General features: G+C 71.0%; 16 protein-coding genes. 8 read left to right on the top strand and 8 right to left on the bottom strand.

Going from position 1 to position 20,753, the window contains the following annotated elements; all coding sequences use genetic code 11:
* The first annotated feature begins 1 nt into the window (after position 1).
* The gene (locus G6N51_RS24510) at positions 2–433 is read left to right on the top strand and encodes an STAS domain-containing protein (protein ID WP_083169846.1); all 432 of its coding nucleotides are present in this window, start codon (positions 2–4) and stop codon (positions 431–433) included.
* Here G6N51_RS24510 and G6N51_RS24505 read toward each other — a convergent pair.
* From G6N51_RS24505 to G6N51_RS24490, 4 genes are all read right to left on the bottom strand, one after another.
* Positions 404–1,192, bottom strand: a complete 789-nt coding sequence (locus tag G6N51_RS24505; protein WP_083169844.1) for an RNA polymerase sigma factor SigF — start codon at positions 1,190–1,192, stop codon at positions 404–406. The two genes, G6N51_RS24510 and G6N51_RS24505, sit on opposite strands and share 30 nt — an antisense overlap.
* Positions 1,189–1,626, bottom strand: a complete 438-nt coding sequence (locus G6N51_RS24500; RefSeq protein WP_083169842.1) for an ATP-binding protein — start codon at positions 1,624–1,626, stop codon at positions 1,189–1,191. The genes G6N51_RS24505 and G6N51_RS24500 overlap by 4 nt, the downstream gene beginning before the upstream one ends.
* Before the next feature lie 390 nt (positions 1,627–2,016).
* The gene (usfY, locus tag G6N51_RS24495; RefSeq protein WP_083169841.1) at positions 2,017–2,328 is read right to left on the bottom strand and encodes a protein UsfY; all 312 of its coding nucleotides are present in this window, start codon (positions 2,326–2,328) and stop codon (positions 2,017–2,019) included.
* Between the two features lie 94 nt (positions 2,329–2,422).
* A complete protein-coding gene (locus G6N51_RS24490; protein ID WP_083169839.1) occupies positions 2,423–2,806 on the bottom strand; it encodes a hypothetical protein in 384 nt (127 codons plus the stop codon).
* Positions 2,807–3,159: 353 nt separating this feature from the next.
* On the opposite strand from G6N51_RS24490, the gene G6N51_RS24485 reads away from it, so the two are divergent.
* Genes G6N51_RS24485 through nei2 form a run of 3 tightly spaced genes read left to right on the top strand, consistent with a single transcriptional unit; the run spans position 3,160 to position 9,210 of the window.
* Positions 3,160–3,831 carry a TetR/AcrR family transcriptional regulator gene (locus G6N51_RS24485; RefSeq protein WP_083169837.1) on the top strand — a complete coding sequence of 224 codons (672 nt, stop codon included), beginning with the start codon at positions 3,160–3,162 and terminating at the stop codon, positions 3,829–3,831.
* 39 nt (positions 3,832–3,870) lie between these two features.
* Entirely contained in the window at positions 3,871–8,442 is a 4,572-nt protein-coding gene (locus G6N51_RS24480; protein WP_083169835.1) for an ATP-dependent helicase, read from the top strand.
* Between the two features lie 12 nt (positions 8,443–8,454).
* Entirely contained in the window at positions 8,455–9,210 is a 756-nt protein-coding gene (nei2, locus tag G6N51_RS24475; protein ID WP_083169833.1) for an endonuclease VIII Nei2, read from the top strand.
* A 222-nt stretch (positions 9,211–9,432) separates the two neighbouring features.
* On the opposite strand, the gene G6N51_RS24470 is transcribed toward nei2, so the two are convergent.
* Complete coding sequence (locus G6N51_RS24470; RefSeq protein ID WP_083169831.1) at positions 9,433–10,350, bottom strand: extracellular catalytic domain type 1 short-chain-length polyhydroxyalkanoate depolymerase; 918 nt, start codon at positions 10,348–10,350, stop codon at positions 9,433–9,435.
* 161 nt (positions 10,351–10,511) lie between these two features.
* Between G6N51_RS24470 and G6N51_RS24465 the strand changes: the two genes are divergently transcribed.
* Together G6N51_RS24465 and G6N51_RS24460 are read left to right on the top strand one after the other, a co-directional pair.
* Positions 10,512–10,862, top strand: a complete 351-nt coding sequence (locus tag G6N51_RS24465; RefSeq protein WP_083169829.1) for a DUF732 domain-containing protein — start codon at positions 10,512–10,514, stop codon at positions 10,860–10,862.
* Between the two features lie 106 nt (positions 10,863–10,968).
* Positions 10,969–11,157 carry a hypothetical protein gene (locus G6N51_RS24460; RefSeq protein ID WP_232078467.1) on the top strand — a complete coding sequence of 63 codons (189 nt, stop codon included), beginning with the start codon at positions 10,969–10,971 and terminating at the stop codon, positions 11,155–11,157.
* A gap of 3 nt (positions 11,158–11,160) precedes the next feature.
* Here the strand turns inward: G6N51_RS24460 and mgtA are convergent, their stop codons facing one another.
* From mgtA to phoU, 3 genes are read right to left on the bottom strand one after another with little or no spacing between them, the layout of a single operon-like run.
* Positions 11,161–13,791, bottom strand: coding sequence for a magnesium-translocating P-type ATPase (gene mgtA / locus G6N51_RS24455; RefSeq protein WP_083169825.1), 2,631 nt, complete (start codon positions 13,789–13,791; stop codon positions 11,161–11,163).
* Positions 13,788–14,786 (bottom strand): magnesium transporter CorA family protein, encoded by a 999-nt coding sequence (locus G6N51_RS24450; protein WP_083169823.1) that lies wholly within the window; start codon positions 14,784–14,786, stop codon positions 13,788–13,790. Before G6N51_RS24450 ends, mgtA begins: the two co-directional genes overlap by 4 nt.
* Positions 14,787–14,822: 36 nt before the next feature.
* Complete coding sequence (gene phoU / locus G6N51_RS24445) at positions 14,823–15,488, bottom strand: phosphate signaling complex protein PhoU (protein ID WP_083169821.1); 666 nt, start codon at positions 15,486–15,488, stop codon at positions 14,823–14,825.
* A gap of 163 nt (positions 15,489–15,651) precedes the next feature.
* Here phoU and G6N51_RS24440 point away from each other — a divergent pair, with 163 nt between their 5' ends.
* Together G6N51_RS24440 and G6N51_RS24435 are read left to right on the top strand one after the other, a co-directional pair.
* On the top strand, positions 15,652–20,127 hold the full coding sequence (locus G6N51_RS24440; RefSeq protein WP_142274873.1) for a cation-translocating P-type ATPase: 4,476 nt from the start codon (positions 15,652–15,654) through the stop codon (positions 20,125–20,127).
* 9 nt (positions 20,128–20,136) lie between these two features.
* On the top strand, positions 20,137–20,751 hold the full coding sequence (locus tag G6N51_RS24435) for a DUF5994 family protein (protein WP_083169817.1): 615 nt from the start codon (positions 20,137–20,139) through the stop codon (positions 20,749–20,751).
* Positions 20,752–20,753 lie beyond the last annotated feature (2 nt).

The following is a 20,753-nucleotide window of genomic DNA, read 5'->3' as shown; positions in this document are numbered from 1 at the left end:
GATGGAGTCAGCCATGCCTGTGGCCCAATCTTGGCAGCACAGCCGCGCGGCGCAGTTCACCGCGCGCGGCGAACCCTCGGGAACCCTGATCACGGTCGACGGTGAGCTCGACGCCGCCAACGCCGACCAGCTGGCGGCGTACGTCCGCCAAAGCATCGGTTCCTCGCGCCGCGCGGTCCTCGACCTTCGTGGCCTGAAATTCATTGGTACAGCGGGCTTTTCGGCACTGCACCGGATCAACGTCATGTGCTCGGGCGCCCAGGTCGATTGGGCCATGGCGCCGAGCCCGGCCGTGTCGCGGCTGCTGCGTATCTGCGACCCCGACGGCACGCTGCCCGTGACGACGCCCACGGCCGAGCCGCTGCTGGAACCGCTGCGGGCGGAAGGCGAAGAGTCGCTGTCCCTATTGCAATTGGTCACGCAGCCGCGCTAGCGACTTCGCCAGCAGCCGGGAGACGTGCATCTGCGAGATGCCCACCCGTTCGGCAATCTGTGTCTGCGTCATCGACTCGAAGAACCTGAGCACCAACACCGTTCGCTCCCGTTCGGGCAGCGCCTCGAGCAGCGGGCGCAGCGACTCCTGGTCCTCGATCCGGTCCAGACCGGTGTCCACGTCACCCAGGGTGTCGGCGATGGCGCGGGCCTCATCCTCGTCGCTGCCGCCGCCGCTGTCGATGGACAGCGTGTTGTACGAGCTCCCCGCCACCAGCCCCTCGACGACCTCCTCGCGGTCCATGCCGAGTTCGGCGGCGAGTTCGGTTGCGGTGGGCGCCCGGCCGAGCCGCTGCGACAGATCGGCCGTCGCGGTGCCCAGGCGCAGGTGCAGTTCCTTCAGGCGCCGCGGCACCTTGACCGACCAGCTGTTGTCGCGGAAGTGCCGACGGACCTCGCCCATGATCGTGGGCACCGCGAACGACACGAAGTCGGAGCCCGTCTCCACGTCGAAACGGACCACCGCGTTGACCAGTCCGACCCGCGCCACCTGGACGAGGTCGTCGCGCGGTTCGCCGCGACCCTCGAACCGGCGGGCGATGTGGTCGGCCAGCGGCAGGCAACGCTCGACGATCTTGTCCCGTTGGCGCTGGAATTCCATCGAGCCGGCGGTCACGGTAGCCAACTCGCGGAACATGTCCGGGACATCGGCGTACTCGTTCGGACGCGAGACCGAGCCGCCGGCAGCTGGTGGTGTCACCTGCTGGAGGCCGCCCGTCGCGCCGTCAGCGTGATACCGAATACGCTGCCGGTTTGGTTGGGTTCACGACCATCGTGGAAGGTCTGGACGTCATCGGCCAAGGACGTCAGCACGTGCCAACTGAAGCTGCCGGGCGCCACCACGTCGTGGGTGTCGCACGCCGCGGACGCCTCCACCACCAATTGATCGTCTTGCGGGTCCACCACGACGACCAGGACGGCGTCGGGGGTGGCGCAGCGGATCAACCGGGTGCACACTTCGTCGACCGCGAGCCGCAGATCCGCCACCGCGTCGAAGTCCAGGTCCTCGAAGGTGCCGATCGCACCGACCAGCGTCCGCAGCATCGCGAGGTTTTCCAGGCGCGCCGCGACGTGCAGTTCGACGGCGCGATGCCCGCGCTGACGCTGGTTGGTGCGCAATCCCGCATCGTTCATCTGGTCTCCCGGCAATGATTGACTGACAGTACTACCGCCCGGCAGACCGCCGTGGACCGTGCGTTCGAGCCGATTAGTCATGTTTGCCGCCGGGTATGCGACCCGTTATGGACGGGCCGGAAACCACCGAAACGCTCCGGACGCGACGGCTCAGGCGCGTGGCGATGGCAGCCGGGACCCCGCTGGCCGTAGTGGTGGTTCTGGCGGTAAGCATCTATGTCGGTGTCTTCGTGATCTTGTCCCCCATGCTGGGGTGACCACGCAGACGCAACCCTTCCGGCACTCATCATGGTGCACACCTGATACCCACTCGACGGGGCTGGTAACCCCCCGTATCTGCTCACCCGAAAAATGGTCTGGCGCTCACCCGGAGCGCGGCCGTCGCGCCCGCTAGCTGGCGGGCCGCTGCCGCCGCACCTCGGGATGCTCGGCGTACCAGCGATCCGCCAGCCGGCGGATCCGCCGGTGTTCGATCGCCACCCACGCCAGCCCGACGACCGCGGCGATCACGGCCAGCACGCCCGCGGTCACGCCCTCGTGATGATGTCCGCTTCCGAAGGCCGCCAGACTTCCGCACGCCCCGACCACGCCGGCCAACACCAGCAGATACCCGGGCCAGTGCAATACGTCGATCAATGACTCGCCGGCGAGCGGCCGCGTGGTCCTCAGATGGTCGACAGGGTCATGAAATGTGTCTCCCATGGCTGCTCCTCGTGGAGATTTCGTACTCGTGCGCAGCTCAATACGGGTTGCACCATCAACGGTAGATCCACCGGAAGGCTTTGGCGAGACCCGCTCAGAGCGCCAGCGCCGGACCGGCGATCGGAGCCACCCCCAGGGCCACCATCAGCACCATCAGGGTGAACAAGAACCAGCCGGCACCGTGCCATCCCCACCACGTGCCCTGCGACTTCCAGACCAGGTAGGTGCGCAGGAACGCCCAGAGTCCGGCCACCAGCAGAATCAGCGGCCCCCCCAGCGCCAGCAGCGTGCGCTGCGGAGCGCCGCAGGCCGCGGTGTCCACTCCGGTGCCCGGGCAGGTGCTCACCCACAGCGCCGCCATGACCAGAAACCCCACCGCCGCCGCGGCGGACAGCGCCGCGAACCGGACGGCGGCGCGCACTTCGCCGTCTTCCTGCCCCAAGCGATCACCACCCGATCGCTCCTCCGCTTTGTGCATCCCTACCCCTAATGTCCCCCGCGTCGTCAACGCTTTCTTCATCGTTTGCTGCGTCGCAATAGTTACCGCGCGATGACAAATGGGCGACGAAACTCGGCGCTGCGATCGCGCTGGCACCAGCGGAATACGCATGGGGACAGATACCCACCGGTAAAAGCGGTGAAACCGGGCCACGTTGCCACGGCCGGCGCCGTGCTGCAGAGCCCGGTTCCGGCGCGGGCCCCGGCCCCCGACGCGCGGGGGCCGCCGACGCCACCGTCAATTACTCCACCTATTGTCGCTGGCACAGGGCGCGGAGCCCGGATGAACACAATCCGGTCGGTGTCTCAGGACCGGTGAGTACTATCTCTCACATGCCGACAGCCAGAAGGCGGTTATCCCCCGAGGATCGACGCGCTGAGCTGCTCGCTTTGGGGGCAGAAGTCTTCGGAAAGCGGCCCTACGACGAGGTGCGCATCGACGAGATCGCCGAGCGCGCCGGAGTGTCGCGGGCGCTGATGTATCACTACTTTCCCGACAAGCGGGCCTTCTTCGCCGCCGTGGTCAAGGACGAGGCCGACCGGCTGTACGAGACCACCAACATGGACGACGCCACCGGCCTGACCATGTACGAAGAGGTGCGGATGGGGGTCATGGCATACATGGCGTACCACGAGCAGAACCCGGAGGCCGCGTGGGCCGCGTACGTCGGCCTGGGCCGGTCCGACCCGGTTCTGCTGGGCGTCGACGACGAAGCCAAGAACCGCCAGCTCGAACACATCATGAGCCGCATCCACGACCTGGTGGCCAACATCTCGGGGGCCAAGTTGGAAGGCGACGTCGAGCGGGACCTCCGGGTGATCTGTCACGGCTGGCTGGCGTTCACCTTCGAGCTGTGCCGCCAGCGCATCATCGATCCCACGATCGACGCCGACCGCCTCGCCGACGCGTGCGCGCACTCGCTGTTCGACGCCATCGAACGGGTTCCCGAGATACCCGAGGAACTGTCCCACGCGATGGCGACGGCCCGCATCCAGCCGCGCTAGGTCGCGCTCTTGTCGGTGCAGCTTGGCACCATGGTGTAGGTGACCACCCGTGACCCGCTAGGCCGGTTCAGCGCGACCACCCGCGAATGGTTCACCAGCACGTTCGCCGGGCCCACCACCGCGCAGGCCGAAGCCTGGGACGCCATCGCCGACGGCGACAACACGCTGGTGATCGCGCCGACGGGCTCCGGCAAGACACTCGCGGCGTTCCTGTGGGCCCTGGACTCCCTGGCCGCAGGTGCCGGCTCCGGCGACAGGCCGGGCGGCACCCGGGTGCTGTATGTGTCGCCGCTCAAGGCGCTGGCGGTCGACGTCGAGCGCAACCTGCGCACCCCGCTGGCCGGCCTGACCCGCATCGCCGAGCGCCACGGCCGGCCGCCACCGGACATCAGCGTCGGCGTCCGCTCGGGCGACACCCCGGCCGCCGAGCGCCGCCAGCTCATCGCGCGGCCACCCGACGTGCTGATCACCACGCCGGAGTCGCTGTTCTTGATGCTCACCTCGGCCGCGCGCGAGACCCTGGCCGGCGTGCAGACGGTGATCGTCGACGAGATCCACGCCATCGCCGCGGGCAAGCGCGGCGCCCACCTGGCGCTGTCACTGGAGCGGCTCGACGAACTGCGGGAAGCTCCGCCGGCCCAGCGCATCGGATTGTCGGCGACGGTGCGCCCGCCCGAAGAGCTCGCCCGGTTCCTGTCCGGTCAGCAACCGACGACCATCGTGGCGCCCCAAGCGGCCAAGACCGTGGAGCTGGCGGTGCAGGTGCCGGTGCCCGACATGGCCAACCTGGCCAACAACAGCATCTGGCCGGACGTCGAGGCCCGGCTGGTCGACCTGATCGAGGCGCACAATTCGACCATCGTGTTCGCCAATTCGCGGCGGCTGGCCGAGCGGCTGACCGCGCGGCTCAACGAGATCCACGCCGAACGCTGCGGGATCGAACTGGCCTCGGACGCCAACCGCGGGGTGCCGGGCGGGGCGCCCGCGCACATCATGGGCAGCGGCCAGACCTACGGCGCCGACCCGATACTGGCGCGCGCCCACCACGGCTCGGTGAGCAAGGAGCAGCGGGCCCTGGTGGAAGAGGACCTCAAGCGCGGGCTGCTCAAGGCTGTGGTGGCGACCTCGAGCCTGGAGCTGGGCATCGACATGGGCGCGGTCGACCTGGTGATCCAGGTGGAGGCGCCGCCGTCGGTGGCCAGCGGCCTGCAGCGCATCGGGCGGGCCGGCCACCAGGTCGGCGAGGTCTCCCAGGGCATCCTGTTCCCGAAGCACCGCACCGACCTGATCGGCTGCGCGGTGACCGTGCAGCGGATGCTGGCCGGCCAGATCGAGACGATGCGGGTGCCCGCCAACCCGCTGGACATCCTCGCGCAACAGACGGTGGCGGCCGCCGCGCTGGAGCCGCTGGACGCCGACCGGTGGTTCGACACCGTGCGCCGCAGCGCCCCGTTCGCGACGCTGCCGCGCAGTGTGTACGAGGCCACCCTGGACCTGTTGTCGGGCAAGTACCCGTCGACCGAGTTCGCCGAGCTGCGGCCGCGCCTGGTCTACGACCGCGACACCGGCACGCTGACCGCGCGGCCCGGCGCGCAGCGGCTGGCCGTCACCTCCGGCGGCGCCATCCCCGACCGCGGGCTGTTCACCGTGTACCTCGCGTCCGAGGCCGAAAAGCCCACGCGGGTGGGTGAGCTCGAGGAAGAGATGGTGTACGAGTCCCGGCCCGGCGACGTGATCTCGCTGGGCGCCACCAGCTGGCGGATCACCGAGATCACCCACGACCGGGTGCTGGTGATTCCCGCGCCCGGGCAGCCGGCCCGGTTGCCGTTCTGGCGGGGCGACGGCGTGGGACGGCCGGCCGAGCTGGGTGCCGCGCTCGGCGCGTTCACCGGCGAGCTGGCCGGGCTGGGCCGCGAGGCGTTCAATGCCCGCTGCGCCGGCCTGGGCTTCGACGCCTACGCGACGGACAACATGTGGGCGCTGCTGGACGAGCAGCGGACCGCCGCGGGGGTGGTTCCCACCGACACCACCCTGCTGGTCGAGCGGTTCCGCGACGAGCTGGGCGATTGGCGGGTGATCCTGCACTCGCCCTACGGGCTGCGCGTCAACGGGCCGCTGGCGCTGGCGGTGGGCCGCCGGCTGCGGGAGCGCTACGGCCTCGACGAGAAGCCGACCGCGTCCGACGACGGCATCGTGGTGCGGTTGCCCGACACGCTTTCGGATTCCGGCGAGACCCCGCCCGGCGCCGAACTGTTCGTTTTCGACCCCGACGAGATCGACCCCGTCGTCACCGCCGAGGTGGGCGGTTCGGCGCTGTTCGCATCGCGGTTCCGGGAGTGCGCGGCCCGGGCGCTGCTGCTGCCGCGCCGCCACCCCGGGCGCCGCTCGCCGCTGTGGCAGCAGCGCCGGCGCGCGGCGCAGCTGCTGGAAGTGGCGCGCAAATACCCCGACTTCCCCGTGGTGCTGGAGACCGTCCGCGAATGCCTGCAGGACGTCTACGACGTCCCCGCCCTGGTCGCGCTGATGGCCGGCATCGCCCAGCGCAAGGTGCGGATGCTCGAAACGGAGACGGCGCGGCCGTCCCCGTTCGCCGCGTCCCTGCTGTTCGGCTACGTCGGCGCGTTCATGTACGAGGGCGACTCGCCGCTGGCCGAGCGCCGGGCCGCCGCGCTGTCGCTGGACAGCACGCTGCTGGCCGAGCTGCTCGGCCGCGTCGAGCTGCGCGAGCTGCTCGACCCGGACGTCATCGCCGCGACCGGTCGCCAGCTGCAGCACCTGTCGGAGGACCGGGCCGCGCGCGACGCCGAAGGCGTCGCGGACCTGCTGCGGCTGCTGGGCCCGATGACCGAGGACGAGATCGCCGCCCGCGCCGGCGGGGCCGAGGTGGGCGGCTGGCTCGAAGGCCTGCTCGCGGCCCGGCGGGCGCTGACCGTGTCGTTCGCCGGCCGCAGCTGGTGGGTGGCCATCGAGGACATCGGCCGGCTGCGCGACGGGGTGGGCGCGCCGGTCCCGCTGGGCGTGCCCGCCGCCTTCACCGCGGCGGTGGCCGACCCGCTGGGCGAGCTGCTGGGCCGCTACGCGCGCACCCGCACCCCGTTCACCACCGCCGACGCCGCCGCCCGGTTCGGGCTGGGGCTGCGGGTGACGGCCGACGTGCTGGGCCGGCTGGCCGCCGACGGCCGGCTGGTACGCGGCGACTTCGTCGCCGCCGCCGAGATTTCCGGCGCGTCCGGCGGCGAGCAGTGGTGCGACGCCGACGTGCTGCGCGTGTTGCGGCGCCGCTCGCTGGCCGCGCTGCGCGCGCAGGTGGAACCGGTGAGCACCGCCGCGTACGGGCGGTTCCTGCCGGCCTGGCACCGGGTGGCCTCCCCCGGTTCGCCGGGCCCTTCGGGGCTGGACGGGCTGATGTCGGTGGTCGACCAACTGGCCGGTGTCCGGATGCCGGCCTCGGCGATCGAACCGCTGGTGCTGGGCCCCCGGGTCCGGGACTACTCCCCCGCCATGCTCGACGAGCTGCTCGCCACCGGGGAGGTGACCTGGTCGGGCGCCGGGCCGATTTCGGCCGGCGACGGCTGGGTCGCCCTGCACGTGAGCGATTCCGCGCCCTTGACCCTGGCCGGGCCCGCCGAGATCGACTTCACCGACGCCCATCGCGCGATCCTGGACACGCTGGCCGGCGGGGGTGCGTACTTCTTCCGCCAGCTGGCCCAGAGCGGGATCCCCGACGCCGAACTGAAAGCCGCGCTGTGGGAACTGGTCTGGGCCGGCTGGGTCACCGGTGACACGTTCGCCCCGGTGCGGGCCGTGCTGGGCGGCGGCGTGGGCAGCCGCAGGCGCGCGGCGCCGGCGCACCGGTCACACCGGCCGCCACGCCTGAGCCGCTACAGCGTCGCCCACGCGCAATCCCGCCCGGCCGACCCGACGGTGGCGGGCCGCTGGTCCGCCCTGCCCGCTCCCGAGCCCGACTCCACCGTGCGCGCCCACTACCAGGCGGAGCTGCTGTTGGGCCGCCACGGCGTGCTGACCCGGGGCGCGGTGGCGGCCGAGGGCGTCACCGGCGGGTTCGCCACGCTCTACAAGGTGCTGAGCGGCTTCGAGGAAGCCGGCCGGTGCCAGCGCGGTTACTTCGTCGAGTCGCTGGGCGGCGCCCAGTTCGCCGTCGCCTCGACCGTCGACCGGCTGCGCACCTACAGCGACGACGTCGACCCCGAGCGCCCCGAATACCGGGCGGTGGTGCTGGCCGCCGCAGACCCGGCCAACCCGTACGGCGCCGCCCTGCCATGGCCGACGCCCGGCGGCGAAGGCGTCGGGGTCGGCGCCCGGCCGGGCCGCAAGGCCGGCGCGCTCGTCGCGCTGGTGGACGGGCACCTGGCCTGGTTCCTCGAGCGCGGCGGGCGGTCCCTGCTCACCTTCACCGGCGACCCCGCCGCCCACCACGCGGCGGCCGCGGCGCTGGCCGACCTGGTCGCCACCCGGCGCGTCGCGTCGATCCTCATCGAACGCATCGACGGGGCGCCGGCGCTGCAGCCCCAGGATGGACCCGGCCAGGTGGCGAACGCGTTGCAGGAAGCCGGGTTCGCCCGCACCCCGCGCGGGCTGCGGCTGCGGTAAGGCCGGGTAGCCATGCCCGAAGGAGACACCGTCTTTCACACCGCGGCCGTCCTGCGAGAGCACCTGGTGGGGCGCACCCTGACGCGCTGCGACGTCCGCGTGCCGCGGTACGCCACCGTCGACCTCACCGGGCAGGCGGTCGACGAGGTGCTCAGCCGGGGGAAGCATCTGTTCATCCGGGTGGGCCAGGCGAGCATCCACTCGCACCTGAAGATGGACGGCAGCTGGCGGGTCGCCGGCCGGCCGGTCCGGGTCGACCACCGTGCGCGCATCGTCTTGGAAGCCGGCGCCGTCCGCGCCGTCGGCGTGGACCTGGGCGTCCTGGAGATTCTCGAGCGTGACCGCGACGGCGACGCCGTCGCGCATCTGGGACCCGATCTGCTGGGCCAGGACTGGGACCCGGGGCTCGCCGCCGCCAACCTGGCGGCTGAGACGGATCGGACGCTCGCCGAGGCGCTGCTCGACCAGCGGGTGCTGGCCGGCATCGGCAATGTCTACTGCAACGAGCTGTGCTTCGTGAGCGGACACCTGCCCAGCACGCCGGTGAGCGCGGTCTCCGACCCGCACCGGCTGGTCTCGCGTGCCCGAGACATGTTGTGGCTGAACCGGTTCCGTTGGAACCGCTGCACCACCGGCGACACCCGGACCGGGCGGCAGCTGTGGGTCTACGGGCGGGCCGGGCACAGTTGCCGTCGCTGCGGCACCCCCATCGGTTACGACGGCGCCGGGGAACGCGTGACGTACTGGTGCCCATCCTGCCAGCGCTGAGGCGGTGCCCACGGTGGCGACCCGCAGCGCCCGGCCACGCCGCGCTTGCGATCGCCACTAGCCCCACGGTGGCGACCCGCAGCGCCCGGCTCCGCCGCGCTTGCGATCGCCACTAGCCCCACGGTGGCGACCCGCAGCGCCCGGCCACGCCGCGCTTGCGATCGCCACCAGCCCCACGGTGGCGACCCGCAGCGCCCGGCTCCGCCGCGCTTGCGATCGCCACTAGCCCCGGGCGTGCGCCAGGAAGAACTGGGCGATGGCTTCCGACCCGTCGAGCGCACGGGTGGTGGGCCCGATGATCGCCTTGGGCAGGTACTGCCTGCCGCCCGGCCACGTGTGCCCGCCGCTGTCGATCTGGTAGAAGACCACCTCGGTGGACGCCGCGCACGACGTGGAGTCGAACCGGTGCACCACGGTGCCGTCCCCGACGTTGGGCAGCACCTGCACCACCGGGTCGCCTTGGCAACCGTCGGCGGAGCGCCACGTGTTCACCATGCTGTCGGCGGAGATGGCGTGGCTGACGCCGCCGCGACCGCGCACGACACCGCCGCGGAACGGTACCAGCGGGTCGGCGGTGCCGTGGGCCGCCCACACCGAGACCGGCCGCGACGGGTGGCATGCCACGCCCACGCCCAGGGTGCCGGCCACGGGCGCGACCGCGGCGAACACGTCGGCGCGGTCACACGCCAACCGGTTGGACATGAAGGCGCCGTTGGACATCCCCATGACGAAGACGTCTCCCGGCGCGATGCCGTAGTCGTTCCGCAGCTTGTCCACCAGCCCCACCAGGAAGCCGACATCGTCTATGCGGCGGCGATCCGCCGGCGACGCCCCCCGCCCGTCGGCCCAGCTCTTGTCGTAACCGTCGGGATACACCACCAGCAGGTTGTGGGCGTCGGCGACGGCGTCGAATCCGGTCAGGCCCCGCTGCCCGTTGCCGGTGCCGCCGCCGCCGTGCAGGCTCAACACCAGCCCGACCGGGGTACCCGGCGGCACGTGCAGCAGGTACGTTCGGTCCATGCCGCCGGAACGGAAGGTCCCGGAAGCATCCCGAGCGCTGGCCGCCGACACATCCCGCACACCACAGCCCGCCACGCACACCGCCACGACGACCAGCGCCAACCAACGCACATACGGCATATCGTCGCTACACCGACGGAACCGGCGCAGGAGCCGAGCTGGGTGTGGCAATGGTCGCAATATCATTGATCCTGCACCGTGCGAGCCCGCCGCGTGCAAATATTCGGGCAGCCCCCGCTGTCAGCGAGCAACGGCACTTCGATGTCACGGGAGTATCAGAAATGACGAGGACCCAGGTGCGCAACCCCGGCCTGCTGGTGTTGCTGGTGGCTGCCGGCGTCGTCCCGGCGGTCGGGCTGCTGGGCGCGCTGGCAGCGGCCCCGACCGCCCACGCCACCGCCGCCGATGACGCATTCCTCGCGGCGCTGACGGCCAAGGGCATCAACTACGAATCGCCCGAAACCGCGATCCGGTCCGGCCACCTGGTGTGCCAGCAACTCGAATCCGGTGAGGCGCCGCAACAGGTCGCAAACGACGTCATGTCCAACAGCCACCTCGACGGCTACCACGCCGGCTACTTCGTCGGCGTGAGCATCCGGGCGTACTGCCCGAAGTACGGCACCCAGGCCTGAAAGTTAACAGCTAGTTGACAGGGCCGTGACAAGCGCGCCGGTAAGATTAAGCCTGAACAAATCTCGAGAACTCGAAGGCCAAATGATTCCTAAACTTTTGGTCGGCGTGGCACTCACCATCGGCGCTGCATGCTGGACGGCAGCATCGGCCAACGCCGACCCAAGCCCTTTCAACACCCTCAGCTGCAGTTGCCAGGAGACGGCTCCGGCGGGCAGCACGACCCTGATGGACAAAGTCGACCGGGGAATCCAGCAAGGCCTTTCGGACGTGCCGACCCTGCAAGTCGAGCACTGAAACCTAGTTCCGCTTCCGCATCCCCCGCTCGGCGTAGTGGTGGTAGCGCGCGGCGCGTCGCCGGATGCGGTACGCGCTTCCGCGGGTGCGGCGCGGCTGCCCGTTGAGGCGCGTCGGCTCGCTGTAGAAAAGGAGCTTGCCGAGTTCCACCAGCACCAGGTAACAGACGACGAAGGTGCCCAGCACGGCGAAGAACTGCCACGGCAGCGGCGTGAACCCCAGCGTGCGGGCCAGCGGTGAAATCGTCAGCCCGGCGCCGACCGCGACCACGGTCAGACTGGTGAAGGCCAGCAGCGCGCTGGGCCGGCTCCGGAAGAACGGCACCATGCGGGTGCGGATGACGAAGATGATCAGCGTCTGCGTCGCAAGGGATTCCACGAACCAGCCGGTCCGGAACTCGATGGCGCCGGCGTGCAGCACTCCCAGCATCAAGCCGAACGTCAGGAAGTCGAACAGCGAACTGATCGGACCGAAGATCAGCATGAACCGGCGGATGAACGCGACGTCCCAGTGCGACGGCGCCTGCAGCTGCGCCGCGTCGACCCGGTCGCTCGGGATCGCCAGCTGCGAGGTGTCGTAGAGCAGATTGTTGAGCAGGATCTGGCTGGGCAGCATCGGCAGGAACGGCAACAGCGCCGACGCGGCCGCGGCGCTGAACATGTTGCCGAAGTTGCTCGACGTGCCCATCAGCACGTACTTGATGGTGTTGGCGAAGATGCGCCGGCCCTCGGCCACGCCGGTGGCCAACACACCGAGGTCCTTTTCCAGCAGCACCACGTCGGCGGCGTCCTTGGCCACGTCGGTGGCGCTGTCGACCGAGATCCCCACGTCGGCGGCGTGCAGGGCCAGCGCGTCGTTGACACCGTCGCCCAGGAAGCCCACCGATCGCCCCTCGCGCCGCAGCGCGACGATCAGCCGCGCCTTCTGCTCGGGCGAGATGCGCGCGAAGATCGTGTGGTTCTGCGCGATGCGGGTGAACGCGTGGTCGTCCAACCCGTCGAGCTCCGCGCCGGTGATGGTGCCCTTGGAGGCCAAACCCAGCTCGCCGCATACCTTTTCGGCAACCCGCGGGTTGTCGCCGGTGGCGATCTTGAGCTCGATGCCCAGGTTGGCCAGCTCCGAAAGCGATTGCCGCGCAGCGGATTTAGGCTCGTCGGCGAACACCAGGAATCCCGCGAGCGAGAGCTCGCATTCGTCCGTCCGAGTCAGCGTCGTCATCGCGGGCGCGGGTTTGGTGGCCACGGCCACCACCCGGCGCCCGGCGGCGAACAACGCCGACAGGGTCTGCTCGGCCGCCGGCGGGACCGCCCGGCATTGGGCCAGCACCTGCTCGGGCGCCCCCTTGACCACCAGCAGCCGGCCGCCGTCGTCGTCGACCAGCACCGACGTCGCCCGGCGCTCGTGGTCGAACGGCAGCATCGCGACCCGCGCGGCGCCGGCCACCAAGGGGTGCGCCTGCGGGGACTCCCAGAGCGCGGCGTCGAGCGAATTGGCGCTGGCGCCACCGGTTTCGGGGTCCACATCGGTGGCCAGCAGCCCCAGCCGACGGACCGCGTCGCTGGGTGCGCCGGTGGGTTCGACCGAGTCCACCAGACGGATCCGGCCTTCGGTCAGGGTTCCGGTCTTGTCGGTGATCAGGATGTCGATGTCGCCGAGGTCCTCGATGCACACCAGCCGCTTGACCAGCACCTTGGCCTTGGCCAGCTGCCGTGATCCGGTCGCCAGGCCGGTGCTGACCACGGCGGGCAGCAGCTGCGGCGTGATGCCGACCGCGATCGCCAGTGAGAACAGCACGGAATCGATGATCGGCTTGGACAGCAGCAGGTTGCTGATCAAGATGATCACCATCAGCGCGACGGCGACTTGCAGCAACAGGTAGGAGAACCGCCGCAGCCCCACCTGGAAGGCGGTTTCGGGCTGGTGTTCGTCCAAACCCGCGGCGATCCGCCCGAATTCGGCGTTCCTTCCGGTGGCGTACACCACCCCGGTGCCCTCGCCGGCACTGACGATGGTGCCCATGAAGGCCAGGTCGGTGGCGTCGGCCAGGCCGGTGCCGGCGGGCACCGGTTGCACCGATTTCTCCGATCCGGTCGATTCCCCGGTCAGGATGCTCTCGTTGCATTCCAGCCCGTTGACCTCGATCAGCCGAATGTCGGCGGGCACGGCCTCCCCCAGCGACAGCCGGATCACGTCGCCCGGCACCAGCGCGGTCACGGCGAGCGAGACGAACTTCCCGTCGCGGCGCACCACGGCGTTGTGGTGCACGCTGGCGTGCAGGTCGGCGGCGGCCCGCTCGGCGCGGTATTCGTTGATGAAGCCCAGGCCGATGCTGGCCGCCAGGATGATGCCGATGATGACGGCCTGCATGCTGTCGCCCAGAAAGTACGAGACGACGGCGGTGCCGGCCAGCAGGATGAGCACGGCGTTGCGCAGTTGACGGCCCAGCACCGCAAAGACGTTGACGCGATGGGTGCGCACCGCGTTGGGCCCGTAGCGCGTCAGCCGGGCGGCGGCCTCCGCACTGGACAACCCGGCGGCCGAGCTGTCCAGCCGGCGCAGCACCTCGTCGACGGGGGCGGCGGCGACCAGCGACGCGTTCGCGGCCGCGGACTCGGTCAGCAGGTCAACGGTCATAGCCAGTCCCGCCGTTTGAACATCACGTAGATGACCACCATCAGAACGAATATCAAGGTGGTGCTGGCAAGGAATCCGGCGAGGTGGCCGAAGCCCGGATAGGGGACGTTCTGGCCGTAGAAGCCCGTGATCGCGGTGGGGACGGCGATGATGGCCGCCCATCCCGTCAGCTTCTTCATGATGGTGTTCAGCCGGGCGTCCTGCAGGGACAGGTTGGTTTCGAAGATGGTGGTGACCATGTCCCGCAACGACTCCGTCCACTCCGACACGCGAAGCACGTGGTCGTAGAGGTCGGCATACAGCGGGTCCAGTTCGCGGGCCGTGCCGACCTCGTGGCGGTGGTGCTGGATCGAGTTGACGACCTCCCGCATGGGCAGCGCCACCCGCCGCAGCGCCACCAGGTCGCGTCTCATCTGGAAGGTGCGGCGCTGGAAGCCGGCCTGCCGGGGCGTGCCGTCGAACAGCTCGTCCTCGATGTCTTCGACGCAGTCGTCGAGGGCCTCCACCGCGGCGAAGTGACTGTCGACGACGACATCGAGCAACCCGTGCACCAGGGCGCCCACACCGTACTGCTGGGCACCGATCTCCTCCCAGCGCCGCGTGACCTGAGCCATGTCGAAGTCCTTCGTCAGGCGCACCGTGATCAGCCCGCGGGGAAGCACGAACGCCGAAATCCGGTGCATGGACAGCATCCGCCGCGGCTCGTCGCCGGCGTCCGCCGCGACCAGAACGGCGTAGACGGTGAAGAAGGTGTGCGTGTCGTACGCGGTGGCCTTGACCCGTTCGGCCGCCGCGACGGCGTCCTCGACGGCCCACGTGTTCAGGCCGAGCTCGGCCGCCAGATCGCACAAGGCGTCATGGTCGGGGGCGCACAGATCCACCCAGACGAGGGTGTCGGGCTCGCGCAGGTAGTCCGAGATGTCGTCGAACGTGAAGTCTTCCTGCGGCTTACCGTGGCGCCAGACGCGGCCCTGGATGTTCGATGTGCCCTGCACGGCGCAATCTTCTCAGCCCGGCCCCACCAGCGCCGTTCAGTAGGTCGTGATCTCGTCCGGCGCGGGGAGATCGCCGCTGACCACGAAGACGATGCGCCGGCCGATTTCCACGGCATGGTCGGCAAAGCGCTCGTAGAAACGCCCGAGTAACGCCGCGTCCACGGCGACGGGAATGTTGTCCCGCCAGTCGTCATCCAGCAGCGCGGTGAACAAGTTCCCGTACAGCTCGTCCATCGCGTCGTCTTGTTCGCGGAGCCGGGCGGCCCGCTCGGGGTCGCGGGTAATCAGCACCTGTTTTGCGTTTTCGCCCAGCGCGACGGCCACCTTGGCCATGTCGGCGAAGCACGCGCGGAGGTCGTCGGGCAGTATCCGGTTCGGGTGCTCCCGCCGGGCGATCTTGGCGATGTGCACCGCCAACGCCCCCATGCGTTCGATGTCGGCGATGATCTGGATGGCGCTGAAAATCGCCCGCAACTCACCGGCAACCGGTTGTTGCAGCGCCAGCAGGGCGAACGCTTCTCGTTCCGCCCGGGCCCGCATCTCCACCAACCGGTCATGCTCCCGGATGACGCGTTCGGCGGCGTCGAGGTCGGCTTCCAATAAAGCTTGGGTTGCGCGCCGCATGGCTTCGTTGGCCAGGCCGCACATCTCGCCGAGCTGGACGGTCAACTCGGCCAGCTGGTGGTGATAAGCGGTTCGCATAGCGCAACGGTGGCCAATGCGAGCGCTTTTGACAAGGGACAAAAGGCACCCGAAAAGGGCCTGAACGACTTTTCCCGCGCTCTTCACCGCCCGTTAAGCTGCCGCTGTAACCCTTGCGGCATAGCCGACACTGGTCGTCAACCCACCCGAGCCCGGAGAACACGTGAGCACACGACGGGGCCTGCCCGGCCTGGGCTTGCTGACGGCGCCATTGCGCGTCGCCGTGCTGGGCACCGAGATCGCCGCCGGCACCGCCCTGTTGGGTGGCCATGTCGCGGCGAGCCTGGGCAAGTCGCTGGCGCACGCCACCCCGGACGTACCCGCGCTGACCCGGGCGGCGGCGGGCGCGATGCTGGAGGCCGCGGGCGGCCCACCGGCCCGGCGGGTCAGCGACAACGGGCCGAGGCGCTGGATCGAGGTGCGCGGGCTCGACGGCGAGCACGGGGCGGCGATCGCCGCCGACGTGCTGGCGGCCGTCCGGGCGATGCCCGGCGTGCGGCGGGCCTATCTGAACGGCACCCTCGGGCGGGCGGTGGTCACCGTGGCCGACGACGGACCCTCGGCGGCCGAGCTGTGCCGGGCCGTCGCCCATGCGGAACGACGCCACGGAAGGGGCCCGGGCAGGTCGCTGCCGGCCAGCCTGCCGGGCGACGACGCGGTCTTGATGGGCCGGATGGTGGCGGCCACAGCCGCCTCCGTGGGGTTCGGCCTTTCGCTGACCGGCAGCCTGCTGCGGCTGCCGCGGCTCCCCGACCTGGTGGCCGTGCCGACGACGGTGGCCGACCACCTGCCGCGGGTGCGACGAGAGGTGGAGCGACGCCTCGGGCCGGAGGGCGCCGACGTGTTGTTCGGCATCGTCAACGCCGCCTCCGCCGCCTTGACGCTGTCGCCGACGGCGGCGGCCGCCGAGGCCGTCACCCGCACCATGCTGGCCGCCGAGGCGTGGAACGGCAGGCTGGCGTGGGTCCGGCACGAGCCCGGGTTGGCCGACCGGCCGGTGCCCGACGGTGCGGCGTTGGCACCCATCGGCAACCCGGCCCCGCCGGACGGGCCCGCGGAACGGTACGCCAACCGCGCCGGCTTGGCCGGCATCGGCGCCGCCGCGGCGGTCGGGCTGCTCACCCGCAACCCCGACGCGGCCGGCGCCGCCGCGCTGGCCGCCGTCCCCAAGCCGTTGCGGACGGTGCGGGAAGCGTTCGGTTGCACGATGAACCGCGGCCTGACCAGCCGCCACGACGCGCTGGTGCTGCGCCCCCGCGTGTTGCGGACCCTCGACCGGGTTGACGCGATCATGATCGACCCGCGAGCGCTGTACACCGACGAACTGACGGTCAGTCGTGTTCTCGGAGTGGAGAATTCGGCTCGCGCCCACGCCTGGGAGGCGGTGCGGGCCGCGCTCGACGATGACGGCCTGGAGCCGGGATGGCACCGGCTGGCCGACATCCCCGGGGCCGGCGACGTCGGCGAGGCGCTCATCAGCCCGGTCCGCGACCCGCTCGCGGCGGCGGTGCTCACCGAAGCGCGGCGGTCGCAACCGCGCGTGTACTCCCTCGACGACGACGGATTGCGTTCCCTGGCACAGGGTTTCGACCAGCTCTATCCCGCGGATGGGTCGATCGACCACGCCGTGGCGGCGGCCGTGGCGGAATTGAAGGCGGCCGGGAACACCGTGGCGCTGCTGACCACGTCCGACATGCGGGCCGCGCACCGCTCCGACGTCACGATCGGCCTGCTGCGGCCCGGGCACGCCCCGCCGTGGGCCGCCGACGTGATCGCGGACGACCTGACCGGCGCCTGGCGTGTGCTGCACGCGCTGCCCGCCGCGCGCGCCGCCACCGAGGGCGCCGTCCGGCTGTCCGCCTCGGCATCCGCGATCGGCGCGTTGATGCTGATTCCCGGTGTGCCCGGGCGCAGCTCGGCCTCGGTCAACGTCGGTATGGTCGCCAGCCTGTGGTTCGGCTACCGCGCCGCCATCAAAACCCTGCGGGATCCGCTGCCGGAGCCCGAAACCAGCCACGACTGGCACGCGTTGCCGGTCGCCGAGGTGCAGCGGCTGCTGCCCCGCCCGACCGAGGAGGACCGCGAGGCGGCGCCCGCGTGGTGGCAGCAGGTGCCCGCGGTGCGCGCGCTGCACGACGCGACCGCGGCGTCGTGGGGAGCCGTCCGCGACTTCGCCGAGGAGATGCGCGGTGACCTGGCGGACCCCATCACCCCGCTGCTGGCCACCGGCGCGGCGGCCAGCGCCCTGCTCGGCTCGCCGCTGGACGCGGTGCTGGTGGGAAGCGTGCTGTTGGTCAATGCCGCCCTGTCGGCCGAGCAGCAGCTGCACGCCGAACGCACGCTGAATCGCTTACTGGCCGTGCAGGATCCGCCCGCCAGGCGACGGGTGGGCGCGCTGGAGGCCAAGCGCCGCGAGAAGGTGCCGACCAAGCGGCTGCGGCTGGGCGACATCATCGAAGTCCACGCCGACGAGGTGGTCCCCGCGGACGCCCGGCTGCTGCACGCGTCGAACGTCGAGGTCGACGAGTCGACGCTGACCGGCGAGTCGCTGCCGGTGGCCAAGCAGACCGAGCCCACGCCGGGCGCGCCGCTGGCCGAACGGAACTGCATGCTCTACGCCGGCACCACGGTGGTCGCCGGGACGGCGGTGGCCGTGGTCACCGCCGTGGGATCACGGTCCGAGTCGCGCCGGGCGCTGGCGATGGCGCCGAGGAAGCTGCAGGAGATCGGGCTGCAGCGGCAGTTGCGGCACATCACCCGTCGGGCCCTGCCGTTCAGCGTGGCCGGCGGCGCACTGGTGGGACTGCTCAGCGTGGCGCGGGGCACCGGGCTGCGCGAGGCGGCGTCCAGCGCGGTCACCCTGATCGTCGCCGCCATTCCGGAGGGCCTGCCGCTGGTGGCGACGCTGGCCCAGCTGTCCGCCGCCCGCCGGCTCACCGGACAATCGGTGCTGATCCGCAACCCCCACTCGGTGGAGGCGCTGGCCCGGCTGGACGTGGTGTGCTTCGACAAGACCGGCACGCTCAGCGAAAACCGGCTGAAGGTCAAGGCGGTGCACCCGCTGACGGGCTACACCCCCGGCGCGGTGCTGGACGCGGCGTTGAGCACCAGCTATGCCAGGCACACCCACCGGGTCGACCACGCCACCGACGATGCGATACACCGGGCCGCCGACGATCCCGAGCTGCGCGGCGACGGCTCGAAGCCGCAGCGGCTGACCCGTGACGCGTTCCTGCCGTTCCAGTCCGGCCGCCCGTTCGCGGCCGCGCTGGTCGGCACCCGGCTGAGCATCAAGGGCTCACCGGAGGTGCTCGCGTCGGCGTTGCTGCACGACGACCACCCCCTGACGCAACGGGTCGACGAGATGGCGGCCAACGGATTTCGGGTACTGGCGGTGGCCGAGCGCGAACTCAGCCCGGACGAAGCGGCCGCCGCTGCCAAGGATCCCGACCACCTGGAGGCGCTGTGCACCGCCGGGCTCACCCCGATCGGCCTGCTCGGGCTGGCCGACACCCCGCGGGCCGCCGCCCCTGCGTTGCTGAAGGAGCTCGGCGAGCGTGGCATCGGCGTCCGGCTGATCACCGGTGACCACCCGGCGACCGCGGCGGTGATCGCCCGGGAGTTGGGGCTCGACGTCACGCCCGACCAGGTGATGACCGGGAGCGAGTGGGAGGCGCTGTCCGCCGACGGGCGCGCCGCCGCGGCCGCGTCGCGGGTGGTGTTCGCGCGGATGACGCCGGAGCACAAGATCGACGTCGTGCAGACCCTCGAGCGGGCCGGGCTGGTGACCGCGATGGTCGGCGACGGCGTCAACGACGCCGCCGCGATCCGGGCGGCCAGCGTGGGCATCGGCGTGGCGGCGCGCGGCAGCGACGCGGCCCGCACCGCGGCCGACGTGGTGCTGCTCGACGAACGGATCGAGGCGCTGCTCGACGCCCTCGACGAGGGTCAGCAGCTGTGGCGCCGCGTGCAATCCGCGGTGTCGATGCTGCTGGGCGGCAACCTCGGCGAGGTGTGCTTCGCCCTGATCACCACCATCCTGACCGGACGTTCGGTGCTCAACGCCCGGCAGATGCTGCTGGTCAACATGCTCACCGACGCGCTGCCGGCGGCCGCACTGGCGGTCAGCCCCCAGACCAGCACCGCCGGCGTCGACCGCGACGAGGCGGCGATGTGGCGGGCGATCGGTATCCGCGGCGCTGCCACCACCGTCGGCGCCACGGCGGGCTGGGCGATGGCCAGCGTGACCGGCACGCAGCGCCGCGCCGGGACGGTCGCGCTGGTCGCGTTGGTGGGCGCGCAACTCACCCAGACCCTGGTCGACTCCCGCGCCCCGCTGGTGGTGCTGACGTCGATCGGCTCGCTGGGGGCGCTGGCGGTGGTGATCAGCACCCCCGGGCTCAGCCAGCTGTTCGGCTGCACCCCGCTGGACCCGTTGGGCTGGGGTCAGGGCCTGTTGGCCGCGTCGGCGGCCAGCACCCTGTCCGCCGTCGCACCCGGCCTGCTGCTGCGCGCGTCGCAGGGCATGCAGCGGCGCTGGCTCGGGGTCGAGCCGGCGACCGGATCGGAAAGAGCAGAAAGTCCCATCCCTTCGGTGCGGCGGACCCTGCCGGGTTCCGATCACGCCGACCACGATTGAGGCGTGCACATGGATAATCGCTTACAGCTCAAGCCCTATCGGTCCGTATCGGAGCACATCGACGGTGCCTGGTGGCCGCGAACGACAAGCCTGGTCGACGAGTTGCCGGAACTGCTGACGTCGGTGTCCGAGCGGCTCGGCCCGGTCGTGATGGTCGGCTACCGCCGCAACGGCTGGCAAGAGACCCCTCCGCTGGTGCAGATCGGCGGCAAGACGGTCGAACTGCTGCCCTTCACCAGCGACGAGCCGTCCAGCGTCATCCTGATCGGGGAGGACGGCCACCACCTCACACTGCACGTCATCCGTCCGGACGCCGGCGAAGAGGTCGCCCGTCAAGCGCTGGAAGACGCGCGGATGCCCCCCGACGGCGGAGCTTTGCCGCAGAGCCGTTCGAACGTGGCGCGATCCGTGGCCGACGTGGCCGACAAGCTGGCCCGGCACGAAGGCCTCGGCGACGAGCGGCGGACCGCCCAGATCAAGCGCTGGTCGGAGGAGGCCGCCGAGCAGTTCGTCAACGCCCCGGTCCAGACCTTCGTGCCGATCCTGGTCGAACACATCGTGCGCAACCGGATGGTGGAGTCGCGCAGGCAAGCCCAGTCGCCGCTGCCGGCGAGCCACCACTGAAC

The sequence above is a fragment of the Mycobacterium paraseoulense genome, from assembly GCF_010731655.1.
Classification (GTDB): Bacteria; Actinomycetota; Actinomycetes; order Mycobacteriales; family Mycobacteriaceae; genus Mycobacterium; species Mycobacterium paraseoulense.
This window is presented reverse-complemented; position numbering and strand designations above follow the sequence as displayed.

What these genes read in the sequence shown, in the direction of transcription:
- G6N51_RS24510 (WP_083169846.1), top strand. Translation starts at nt 2, where the DNA reads ATGGAGTCAGCCATGCCTGTGGCCCAATCTTGGCAGCACAGCCGCGCG.
- G6N51_RS24500 (WP_083169842.1), bottom strand. Translation starts at nt 1,626, where the DNA reads ATGAACGATGCGGGATTGCGCACCAACCAGCGTCAGCGCGGGCATCGC.
- usfY (WP_083169841.1), bottom strand. Translation starts at nt 2,328, where the DNA reads ATGGGAGACACATTTCATGACCCTGTCGACCATCTGAGGACCACGCGG.
- G6N51_RS24490 (WP_083169839.1), bottom strand. Translation starts at nt 2,806, where the DNA reads ATGCACAAAGCGGAGGAGCGATCGGGTGGTGATCGCTTGGGGCAGGAA.
- G6N51_RS24485 (WP_083169837.1), top strand. Translation starts at nt 3,160, where the DNA reads ATGCCGACAGCCAGAAGGCGGTTATCCCCCGAGGATCGACGCGCTGAG.
- nei2 (WP_083169833.1), top strand. Translation starts at nt 8,455, where the DNA reads ATGCCCGAAGGAGACACCGTCTTTCACACCGCGGCCGTCCTGCGAGAG.
- G6N51_RS24470 (WP_083169831.1), bottom strand. Translation starts at nt 10,350, where the DNA reads ATGCCGTATGTGCGTTGGTTGGCGCTGGTCGTCGTGGCGGTGTGCGTG.
- G6N51_RS24465 (WP_083169829.1), top strand. Translation starts at nt 10,512, where the DNA reads ATGACGAGGACCCAGGTGCGCAACCCCGGCCTGCTGGTGTTGCTGGTG.
- mgtA (WP_083169825.1), bottom strand. Translation starts at nt 13,791, where the DNA reads ATGACCGTTGACCTGCTGACCGAGTCCGCGGCCGCGAACGCGTCGCTG.
- phoU (WP_083169821.1), bottom strand. Translation starts at nt 15,488, where the DNA reads ATGCGAACCGCTTATCACCACCAGCTGGCCGAGTTGACCGTCCAGCTC.
- G6N51_RS24435 (WP_083169817.1), top strand. Translation starts at nt 20,137, where the DNA reads ATGGATAATCGCTTACAGCTCAAGCCCTATCGGTCCGTATCGGAGCAC.